Source organism: Prevotella sp. P5-126, from assembly GCF_002251185.1.
Classification (GTDB): domain Bacteria; phylum Bacteroidota; class Bacteroidia; order Bacteroidales; family Bacteroidaceae; genus Prevotella.
Map to the genome: position 1 here is coordinate 12,655 of NZ_NPIZ01000076.1, position 11,457 is coordinate 24,111.

Annotated in this window: 4 protein-coding genes and 2 pseudogenes; 5 read left to right on the forward strand and 1 reads right to left on the reverse strand. The window is 48.7% G+C overall.

The window, feature by feature from the left end:
• Positions 1-4: 4 nt before the first annotated feature.
• Positions 5-3,013: a PEP/pyruvate-binding domain-containing protein gene (locus CIK90_RS08800; RefSeq protein ID WP_094391185.1), complete on the reverse strand. Its 3,009-nt coding sequence runs from the start codon at positions 3,011-3,013 to the stop codon at positions 5-7.
• Positions 3,014-3,802: 789 nt separating this feature from the next.
• Between CIK90_RS08800 and CIK90_RS08805 the strand changes: the two genes are divergently transcribed.
• From CIK90_RS08805 to CIK90_RS08825, 5 genes and pseudogenes are all read left to right on the forward strand, one after another.
• On the forward strand, positions 3,803-4,834 hold the full coding sequence (locus CIK90_RS08805) for a LacI family DNA-binding transcriptional regulator (protein ID WP_094434408.1): 1,032 nt from the start codon (positions 3,803-3,805) through the stop codon (positions 4,832-4,834).
• 91 nt (positions 4,835-4,925) lie between these two features.
• Positions 4,926-5,153, forward strand: a pseudogene (locus CIK90_RS08810) (MFS transporter); the annotation flags it as partial.
• 141 nt (positions 5,154-5,294) lie between these two features.
• Positions 5,295-7,967 (forward strand): 4-alpha-glucanotransferase, encoded by a 2,673-nt coding sequence (locus tag CIK90_RS08815; RefSeq protein WP_094465001.1) that lies wholly within the window; start codon positions 5,295-5,297, stop codon positions 7,965-7,967.
• A 48-nt stretch (positions 7,968-8,015) separates the two neighbouring features.
• The gene (locus tag CIK90_RS08820; protein WP_094465003.1) at positions 8,016-10,151 is read left to right on the forward strand and encodes a glycoside hydrolase family 97 protein; all 2,136 of its coding nucleotides are present in this window, start codon (positions 8,016-8,018) and stop codon (positions 10,149-10,151) included.
• A gap of 21 nt (positions 10,152-10,172) precedes the next feature.
• Positions 10,173-11,441: pseudogene (locus tag CIK90_RS08825) on the forward strand (alpha-1,6-glucosidase domain-containing protein).
• Positions 11,442-11,457: the final 16 nt, after the last annotated feature.

The window sequence follows — 11,457 nt, forward strand, 5'->3', positions numbered from 1 at the left end:
CCGTTTACTGTTCGGCATCGGGCAGAAGTACAACACCCTTCTGCTTCTTGCCATCCATCATGATCTTCAACGGCTTGTCGAAGCGCACATGGCGCACATGTGGTGTCTCTTCCACAGCAGGCATACTGTCGAGCACCTCTTTCTGAAATAGGCCATCACCCGTATAGGTATTGATGGTGAAGTAACCCACGCCAAAGGAGGTGAGATTCTGAAAGAAGTGAGTGCCTTGCGAGGGATCGACATGATAGTTTTTGAGTCCCTCTTCCACGATAACGCGTGCTGCAGAGATGTGTGGCCACTTGACGGGAATGCCCAACCAATAGTCGCTTGATCCCCATCGTCCCGGTCCTACCAGTACGTAGTTGCGTCCCTCGTTGAGGAATCGTCTGTTGATTTGTTCTATCTCGTCGGCGATATACGGATTTTCTGAAGCCGTAAAATCATCGTTGGTCTTGACATATACCACATCGGTGACATCTTCCGAAATACCGTGTCCCAACGAGTTGGCAGATCGCAACAAGCATTTCTCATCGCTGATGACATCGAGGTCGGCATCGAGCACCTGCTTGGAATCGACAATAGGTCGTATCTGCAACAGATAGAAATTGCCGTTCATCTTGCCTTGTTCGCCATTCTCCAGATTGCAAGCAAACTCTATTTCCACCGGGCGGCGCATTTCGTCGGCACCGAAGCGCTCCGACATCTGCAATATTTCTGGCAGTGGGAACACCCCGTGTTGGAGTACGCCACAGAAGGAAATAATCTTTCGTCCACCTTCGTAGATGCCGTCGCGAATCACTTGATCGTAGGGATCGAAGGTGGAAGCAATACCGGTGAGCGCCCCATCCTTATCGGCTTCTTTCACTCTCAGATTCTTGATATTGAAGCCATCATCCACTTGGAAATCATCGCCCACCCTACTCATATCGAGTGCATAGAAGCGTGTCTGGGTCTCACGGAGTGCCGTTTCCATCTCTGAGGTTTGCAACACCTGATTGGGATGATAGGGCGAAACGCGCAACGTCTGCCCTCCATCAACAATATATTTACCGAGCCCAAGGGCGAGGGAAGCAATACCTTCCTCGGCAGTCTCATCGCCTATCGGGTAATAGTTGAGTGATCGGAGCACACCGCTAAAGGTCGGATAGTATTTATCGCCATAGGTCTTGCCCACCACTTCCTGTAGTATGACAGCCATTTTCTCTTGGTCGATCACATTGGAAGTAGCCGTCATATAGGCTTTCGAATCTTTATAATAGACCGATGCATACACGCCTTTGATAGCACATGCCAACATACGGAGCATCTCATACTTATCGTCGAGATAAGGAATCATATAGGTGCTGTAGATACCGGCAAAGGGCTGATAATGGGAGTCCTCCAGCAGCGACGACGAGCGCACAGCGATTGGCGACTTGACCGCATCGAAGAAGGTGAAGAAGTCGGCAATGAGTGCATCGGGCAACTGTGCTTTGAGGAAGTGATGGAGTATCTCGTCATCGCTGGCATCGCTGAGGGCTATGCCCCAGAGATTGTTCTTATCCATAAACTGGTCGAAGTAGTCGGTGCAGAGCACAACGGTCTTCGGTATCATGACTCGCGCATTAGGATACTGGTTGAGTTCGGGATGGCGCTTGATGATGTTGTCAAGGAATGCCAAGCCACGGCCTTTTCCTCCGAGCGAACCTTCTCCAATGCGTGCAAAGTGGCTGTAGGTGTCAAATTTCAGACGGTCGAATACTGCCACCACGCCGATATTCTTCATGTGTCGATACTGCACGATGGCATCGAAGATAATCTGTCTGTGGGCATCGACATCCTGTAGCTTGTGCCAGGTGACATGTTTGAGGAATGCCGATACGGGGAAGATGGCTCTTGCACAGAGCCAGCGGCTCATGTGGTTGCGCGATATATGGTAGAGCATCGAGTCGTTGGGAATCTTGAAGATATTGTCTTGCAGTTCCTTCAGCGATCGCACACGACACACCTCTTCATGGGTTTGCGGATCGCGGAAGATGAAGTCGCCGAATCCCATGTGTTCTTCTATCACCTGTCGCAGGTCAACATTCATCTTCTTACTGTTCTTGTCGATGAAGTCAAAGCCCTCGGCTTCTGCCTTTGCGCGGTTTTCGCTTTCGCTACTTTGCAGAATGAGTGGCACATATTCATCGCGCTTGCGTATCTCGCGCAACAGTTTCAGTCCAGCCTCAGCATCGCCATCCTGCACCTGTGCCAACTGTCCGTGTGGGGTATGCATGGGGAATCGGGTATCGCTGATGACGCCCAAGGTATTTTCATGATACTTCTCATAGATGCGCATCGCATCCTCGTAGTTGGTGGCAAGCACCACTTTGGGGCGTCCTCTTTTGCGCTGTGCTGCAGCATGTGGATTGAGCGCTTCGGTAGAAAAGCGCTTGCTCTGTGCCAGAATATAGTTGTAGAGGTTGGGCAATACAGAGGAGTAGAAACGTATATTGTCCTCTACGAGGAGTATCATCTGCACGCCAGCCTCGTTGATATCGTGCTCGATATTCATCCGGTCTTCTATCAGTTTGATGATAGAGAGTATGAGGTTGGTGTTTCCCAACCAGCAGAACACATAGTCGAAGATAGACATATCCTCGTTTTCTATACGTTTGGTGATACCGTGTGAAAATGGTGTCAGCACCACACAGGGAATCTGTGGTGCCATGCGTTTCACGTCACGCGCCACAGCAAAGGCATCGTTGTCGGCATTACCTGGCATACATATCACCAGATCGACATCGGTAGTTTTAAGCACTTGCTCTGCCTCTTCAGTGGTTGACACCTGACTGAACGATGGTGGATAGCGCATGCCGAGTTCCATATACTCGTCGAAGAGTTTCTCATCCACTCTGCCATCGTCCTCCAACATAAAGGCGTCATAGGGGTTGGCAACTATAAGTACATTGAAGATGCGTCGTGTCATGAGGTTGACAAACGATACGTCTTTCAGATAAAACTGATTCCATTGCTGTGGTACTGTGCTCATTGTAGTACGTTTATTTGATTACAAAGGTACGATTAAGTGAGAAGAATACAAAAGAAAACTCGTTTTTTCTTTTGGATTCTCGAACGTGAGTACCTAAGGTCTGTAAGACCAAAGGTACGATTAAGTGAAGAAAATGCCAAATTTATTTGAGTATTTTTGAACGTGAGTACCTCAGATGCGTAGCATCTCTTCATCTGAAATCAGATAATAATGTATCGCGTACGCACGTGTGCGCACGCGAATTAGTTTTTTGTTTCAGATCGAACATCGAACACCACATTGAAATAACTTCGTGTATTACTGCACATTATAGCGGTGTTCGATTCTAAAAACACAGGAATATTCGAACACCCAGTTGCCATCGGTTTAGTGATGAGAAGTCATGACGAATAAGCAGCCATACTCTCGCGCATAGTTAATTTAGTTTTTAAGAAATTTCGACCACACGACCACAGATATTTGCAATATCCTATCTGTTAGGATCTTACGGTGTGGTCGAATGTTCAAATCATGGAATTTCGACCACACTTCGACCACAACATGGTCGTAAGCGTATCTGTGGTGCTGCTGTTTCTCCATCAAAAGCAACAAATATCGCATAGAAATGAAACTGATCGGTATTTGCAGATCATGTTTTGACAAGGAGTTTCAGATGTTTGGCAAAAGTATTTCAGGTCAAATCCGATGTTTTTTTAATGCTAACGTTTGCATCTGATTTTATTGATTTACGTCAAAAATCACCTTTGTTTTCAAAAATAATAAGTACTTTTGTGCCAACAACTGAAAACCATGAGTGATAAAATACCTATAACAATGAAGGATATCGCCCGCGAATTGGGCGTTTCCGTAGCTACCGTGAGCCGTGCCTTGAAGGACAGTCCACGCATTAGCGCATCGCAAAAGAAACGCATCCAAGCCTACGCAAAGGAGCGCAACTTCTATCCTAATGTCATTGGTGAAGCCCTGCGTCACAGTAGGATACAGCCCATGAAGGTGATAGGAGTAATTGTTCCTGAGTTTGTGCATTACTATTTCATGTCAGTACTTTCGGGCATTGAGGAAGAAGCACGTGCACGCGGCTACCGTGTGATGGTGGCACAAAGCAACGAGCGCTATGATAAGGAAGTGGCTATCTGCGACTCCTTCTATAAGAATAAGGTGTGTGGCATCATTGTGTCACAAGCCAAGGACACCAAGCAATATGACCATTTCCGCAAACTGATGGACAATGGCGTACCTTTGGTATTTTACGACCGCATCTGTACAGGTGTGAATGGTTCGCGAGTTGTGGTAGATGACTATATGGGAGCATATACAGCCGTGACCCATCTGATAGATACCGGCTGCAAACGCATTGCTTTCTATGGTTCTCCCATGAATCTCGAACTGTCGAAGAACCGCTATAACGGCTATCACGATGCCTTGGCAAAACATGGTTTGAAAGAACATGAAGGCTTCGTTAAACTATGTGACAACCGTGCACAAGCCGAGGCTATTACACCAGAGATTCTATCATTACCAGAAGGCGAAAGACCCGATGCATTCTTTGCCATCAACGATGACACGGCTATCGGCATACTCTATACCGCCAAGCACATGGGATTCCGCATTCCTACTGACATCAGTATCTGCGGATTTACCAATAGTGACCGTGCCAAAGCCAGCGATCCAATGCTGACAACAGTAGAGCAGCGCGGTATTGCCGTAGGCGAAGAGGCTGCCAACATTCTAATAGGACAAGTGGAAGGCAGTATTCCCAAGGACGAAGTAGAACTGCGTGTAGTTCGTACCCGACTGGTTATCAGAGGTACGACACGCTAACATAGCATATTATAATATACGGCAAGCAACATGATACCATACGACACAAAACATTCATTCATACGTTAAACAAAAAAAAACAATAATAACAATGACACAAAAACCTGATCTTTCATTCTGGACACTCTGGAATTTGAGTTTTGGATTCTTCGGTGTACAGATTGCCTACGCCCTGCAAAGCGCAAATATCTCGCGTATTTTTGCCACTTTAGGAGCAGACCCCCACGATTTGAGTTAATTCTGGATTCTCCCACCATTGATGGGAATCCTCGTACAACCGATAGTTGGTAGTCTCAGCGACAAGACGTGGTGCCGTTTTTGTGTCTTTGATAGACAAAAAGGGAGCGTAAGTAATGCAAACGTTTGCACGTCTTAAGATAAAAATAGTTTGATTGGAGCACCAGAAGGTACAGTTTTTTTTCTTACTTTCGCACCGAGAAACCCAATAACTCATATAAATATGACTCTACATTTCCATATTGAATACAATACAAACTTCGGCGAAGAAGTATCGCTGAACATCATAGAAGGCCATGAGGTGAAGTCGTACCGCATGACAACCATCAACGGCACAGATTGGTACTGCGATTTAGCACAGAGCAAAGCCACTACCCTCGCCTATTATTATAAGGTGTCTGGCGGCAGCAACGGCGACCGTTACGAATGGCAGATGGTAAGACACCTGTTGGACATAACCAGCACCACGGCTACTGAATATACCATCTACGACCGATGGAACAGTATGCCCGATGACTCATATCTATACAGTAGCGCCTTTACAGACTGCATCAACCACCAGGAGCCTCAACAGATGAAGGCTACCTCTTTCGCCCAAACAGTGCGGATCACCGTTCGTGCACCACAGTTGCGCAATGGCGAGCGATTGGCAGTAATAGGTTCTGCTCCCTCATTGGGCGGTTGGAATCCTGAGAAGTCACTCCCCATGACCCTCCATAACTATGGTGAATGGGCGATTGACATTGATGCAGCACCCTTGCACAACGGTCCTGTAGAACTGAAGTTCGTCATCACCGACGCTTCAGGCAGCATCCAACTATGGGAATGTGGCTACAACCGTAGCATCAGTCTGCCCACCATGTCGAAGGGCCAAGTAGTGGTATATCATCTCGATCAGGCATTTTTCGAGATTTACAATCACAAACTGGCAGGCACATTGATACCCGTATTCTCGCTGAGAAGCAAGAGCAGTGCGGGTGTTGGTGATTTCGGCGATTTGAAGATGATGATAGACTTGGTAGTCAAGACTGGTCAGCGCGTATTGCAGTTGTTGCCCATCAACGACACAACCATTACGCACACCTGGACCGACTCCTATCCCTACAGTTGCATCAGCATCTTTGCCATCCATCCTCAGTATGCCGATCTTCGCGCTTTACCCGCATTGGCAGATGAGGCAGATCGCAAGTCTTCCGAGGCAGAGCGCCAGCGTTTGAACGCTTTGCCACAGATTGATTACGAAGCAGTAAACAGATTTAAATTAGCATATTTGCAGAAACTCTATCTTCAAGAAGGTAAAAAGACGATGAAGAGTGCCGAATTTAAGGCATTCTTCCAGGAGACTCAGAATTGGCTCATACCATACGCTCAGTATTCATATCTGAGAGATAAGTATGGTACAGCCGATTTTACTCAATGGAAAGACCACAACACATGGAATGAGGATGACCGCCAAAACTTATCAAACTCTCGTACTAAAGCCTACGAGGAGGTAGCCTTCTACTATTTCGTGCAGTGCGTTTTGTCATCACAGATGAAAGCAGCGCACGACTATGCCAAGCAGAAAGGTGTCATTCTCAAGGGCGATATCCCCATCGGCGTCAACCGTTACAGTTGCGATGTATGGATGGAACCCAAATATTTCAACCTCAACGGACAGGCCGGTGCACCACCCGACGACTTCTCGGTGAACGGTCAAAACTGGGGATTCCCTACCTACAACTGGGATGAAATGCTGAAAGACGACTGCCAATGGTGGGTTCGTCGTTTCCAAAACATGTCACAGTTCTTCGATGCCTACCGTATCGACCACGTCTTAGGATTCTTCCGCATTTGGGAAATCCCCACCGACAGCGTTCACGGACTTCTCGGACAGTTTTCTCCTTCGCAGGCCATGAGCCGCGAAGAGATAGCACAGTATGGTTTCAACTTCCAAGAGCAACGCTTCACCGAACCTTTCATTACCGACTGGGTATTGGACCGAATCTTCCACGAGCGTGCTGATGAAGTGCGCCAAACCTATCTCGAACGCATCGATGGCGAGCGTTACCGCATGAAAGCTGAGGTAGATACACAGCGCAAGATAGAAGCACGCTTTGCAAAGACAACCTGTCAGGAAGACCTATGGTTGCGCGATGGACTATATGTCTTGGTAAGCGACGTACTCTTTGTTCGCGACCGCCGCGATCCCAACATGTTCCATCCACGCATTTCCGCCCAGCTCGACTTCATCTATGAATCACTCTACGACAACGATAAGGCGGCTTTCAACCGACTCTACAACGACTACTTCTATCGCCGCAATAACCAGTTCTGGTATCGCGAGGCAATGAAGAAACTGCCTAAGTTGGTACAAGCCACCCGCATGTTGGTATGCGCAGAAGATTTGGGTATGGTGCCAGACTGCGTGCCCTGGGTGATGAACGAGTTGAAGATACTCAGTCTGGAACTGCAAAGCATGCCCAAGTCGCCCACAGTGCGCTTTGGTCATCTCAGCAGCAATCCCTACCGTTCGGTCTGCACCATATCAAGTCACGACATGCCGACCCTTCGCCAGTGGTGGGACGAAGATTACAAGCGCACTCAAGACTACTACAACACGATGCTCTATCGCGACGGCGTTGCTCCCCATCCACTCCCTGGATGGTTGGCAGAAGACATCATCGCACGTCATTTGGCATGCCCGTCCATGCTCTGCATCCTAAGCATTCAGGACTGGTTGGCTATGGATGAACGTCTCCGCCTACCCGATGCCGATGCCGAGCGCATCAATATTCCAGCCAATCCGAAACACTATTGGCGCTACCGCATGCATCTCAACATTGAGGATTTGATGGCCGACAGCAAGCTGACCGACACCATCAGCACCCTTATCCGACAGACTGGCAGGTCGTAAAGCTCCTCATCACAACCGAGAGACAATATTCATAAAATAACAATCCACATGCTGAAAACAATAATGACTGTACTTGCGCTGCTGCCCATGATGGTAGCTGCGCAGACTGTGACATCACCCAATGGCAATGTCACACTGACCTTCTCGCTGACAGAACAAGGCCAACCGACCTATGAGATGTCGTATAAAGGCAAGAAAGTGATTAATCCCTCACACCTTGGACTGGCTCTTGCCTGCGACAAACATGCGTCGAAAGGTATGAATGAAACCGACCTCATGGAAGGTTTCAAAGTGAAGGACACCCAAACCTCTACTTTCGACGAGACATGGCGCCCCGTTTGGGGAGAGACAGCCACTATCCGCAACCACTACAACGAAATGGCGGTATGCCTCAACCAGCCCACATCTGGTCGCGACATGACCATTCGTTTCCGGGTCTATGACTACGGCATGGGACTGCGTTATGAGTTTCCCCAACAGAATCAGCTCAACTATTTTGTGATAGAAGAAGAGCACACTCAGTTTGCCATGACGGGCAACCACACTGCTTACTGGATTCCTGGCGACTACGACACACAGGAGTATGAATACCAGATTACTCCACTTACCGGCATTCGCGAGGTCATTGCCAAGAATCGCGAAAGCTATAAGAACAATTCATCGACCACAGTATTCTCGGACACCGGTGTTCAGACATCGCTCCAACTGAAGACTGCCGACGGTCTGTATATCAACATCCACGAAGCAGCATGCCTTGATTATCCCACGATGCACCTGAATTTGGACGATAAAAACCTCGTCTTTGAATCATGGCTCACCCCTGATGCTGTAGGTCGCAAAGGATTCATCCACACTCCATTCAACACACCGTGGCGCACCATCCTCGTCAGCGACGATGCCCGCGACATGCTGTCATGCAAGCTGACGCTCAACCTCAACGAGCCTTGCAAGATAGAAGACACCTCATGGATTCACCCCACAAAATACTGCGGAGTATGGTGGAACATGATTGTGGGTACTAAAACATGGAGCTATACCAACGATCTTCCATCAGTACGCTTAGGTCAAACGGACTATAAGAAGTGCAAGCCCAACGGTACACACGGTGCTACAAACGAAGAAGTGAAGCGCTATATCGACTTTGCAGCCAAGAACGGACTTCAGGAAGTACTTGTGGAAGGATGGAACGAAGGCTGGGAGGACTGGTTCGGCCATCAGAAATTGGATGTCTTTGACTTTGTCACTCCATATCCCGACTTCGACATCAAGGCCCTCAACGAGTATGCTCACTCGAAAGGCGTGAAATTGATGATGCACCACGAGACCTCAGCTTCCACTCTCAACTACGAGCGCCACATGGAGAAAGCCTTTGAGTTGATGAACAAATATGGTTATGATGCAGTGAAAACCGGCTATGTGGGCGACATCATCCCACGTGGCGAATACCACTACAGCCAACTCACCAACAACCACTACCAGCGTGTGATAGAGACTGCTGCCAAGCATCATATCATGGTCAATGCCCATGAAGCCACACGTCCTACAGGTATCTGCCGCACATGGCCTAACCTTGTAGGCAACGAAAGTGCACGCGGCACCGAGTATGAAGCCTTCGGCGGTAGTGTGCCCTACCATACTGTGATGCTGCCCTTCACCCGTTTGCAAGGCGGTCCGATGGACTACACTCCCGGTATTTTCGAAACCAAACTCTCTGAATGGAGCAGTAACACAAGTTTCGTACACACCACCCTTTGCGGTCAGCTCTCACTCTATCTTGTGATGTACAGTCCATTGCAAATGGCAGCCGACCTGCCCGAACATTACGAGAAATACGATGATGCCTTCCAGTTTATCCGCGACGTAGCTTGCGACTGGGACGACTCTAAGTATCTTGAGGCAGAGCCTGCCAAGTATATTACCGTAGCCCGCAAGGCCAAAGGCACCGACAACTGGTTTGTTGGCGGTAAGACCGATGCCGAAGCACGCACCGCCGTAGTACGTCTGGACTTCCTCGATAAGGGTCGTAAGTACGATTGCGCCATCTATCAGGATAGTAAGGATGCCGACTATGAGCGTAATCCCAAAGCCTATCAGATTATCCACAAGACTGTGAAACGTGGCGATGTGCTGAAGATCAAAGAGGCACGTGGCGGTGGGTTCGCTATTTCGCTGATGGCTAAATAATCCCCTATTGCAGCAATCAATATGAATGGAAAATATATTCTATCTGCACTGATGGTCACACTAATCACACCGGTGGTCCATGCACAGGGACGTTTCAACGAGATGGTCTATGATAAGACACAGACCGTATTCCACCTCAACGCACCTGCTATGCCCAAAGTGCGTATCTATCAGAACGGTCAGGGTGGCAAGCCCATCAAGACTGTGAAGATGCGCGCCGTAGGCACCGACCGCTGGGAAGCCACAGTGAAAGGCGACCTCAACGGCAAGTTCTACACTTTCGACATCGGTCGCGGCGAGTGTCCCGGCACTTTTGCCAAGGCCGTAGGTGTCAATGGTCAGCGTGGTGCCATCGTCAGACAGGAAGATACCGACCCGGAGGGATGGAGCGCTGGCACCTGTGCCTATCCTCAGGAGAAACTGGCTATGAAAGCCAATACCCATCTGCTCAACGGTATCGGAGCCTTCAGCGACGATATGCGCGACGGACTTCGCGGTCCTTTCTCTGATGATACAAAGGGGGCATTCCTTGCAGGTATCGCTGGCGAGGAAGAGAGTATCAAGTTCGGAATCGTGGGCAGTATAGCCCACCCGCAGGTGGATATGACCCGTGTGAACTACGACAAGAAGCCTTGGGCTACCCATCCAACGCAGCAAATCAGCTATGTGAGCTGTCACGACGATATGTGTCTGGTGGATAGACTGAAGGCAAGTGTGCCCAGCCTCACCGATACGTCAAAGTCAAAAGACGACCGCACGGCGGAATTGATACGTCTCGATTTGTTGGCACAAACGGCAGTTTTCACCTCTCAGGGCGTTCCGTTTATGTTGGCTGGCGAGGAGATGTTGCGCACAAGAAGGGTGTTCACAACAGTTTCTCATCGCCCGACAGCATCAATGAGTTCAACTGGGACAACCTGAAGCAGTATCCTCAGGTGTTTGAATACTATCGCAACCTAATACAACTGCGTAAGAATCATCCTGCTTTCCGCCTTCGCTAAGGCTGAAAGCGTGGTGCGCCATCTGCAATTCCTAACCGCCTCGGACTGTCTCATTGCATTCCAGTTGAAAGATCTGGAAGGCATTGACACCTGGAAAGACATCATCGTGGTGCTAAACGGCAACCGCGACACCAAGACTGTCGATATTCCCGAAGGTGAATACCGCGTGGCTTGCTGCTATGGAGTGATTAGTGAAGCAGGCATCGGCATGCCCGTCAGCGGTGGTAAAACTACCGTCGATGGTCAGTCGGCACTGATTCTCTACCGTCAAGAACTACACCTAATTTAACTAAGAGACAATCGAA

What these genes read in the sequence shown, in the direction of transcription:
- CIK90_RS08815 (WP_094465001.1), top strand. Translation starts at nt 5,295, where the DNA reads ATGACTCTACATTTCCATATTGAATACAATACAAACTTCGGCGAAGAA.
- CIK90_RS08800 (WP_094391185.1), bottom strand. Translation starts at nt 3,013, where the DNA reads ATGAGCACAGTACCACAGCAATGGAATCAGTTTTATCTGAAAGACGTA.
- CIK90_RS08805 (WP_094434408.1), top strand. Translation starts at nt 3,803, where the DNA reads ATGAGTGATAAAATACCTATAACAATGAAGGATATCGCCCGCGAATTG.
- CIK90_RS08820 (WP_094465003.1), top strand. Translation starts at nt 8,016, where the DNA reads ATGCTGAAAACAATAATGACTGTACTTGCGCTGCTGCCCATGATGGTA.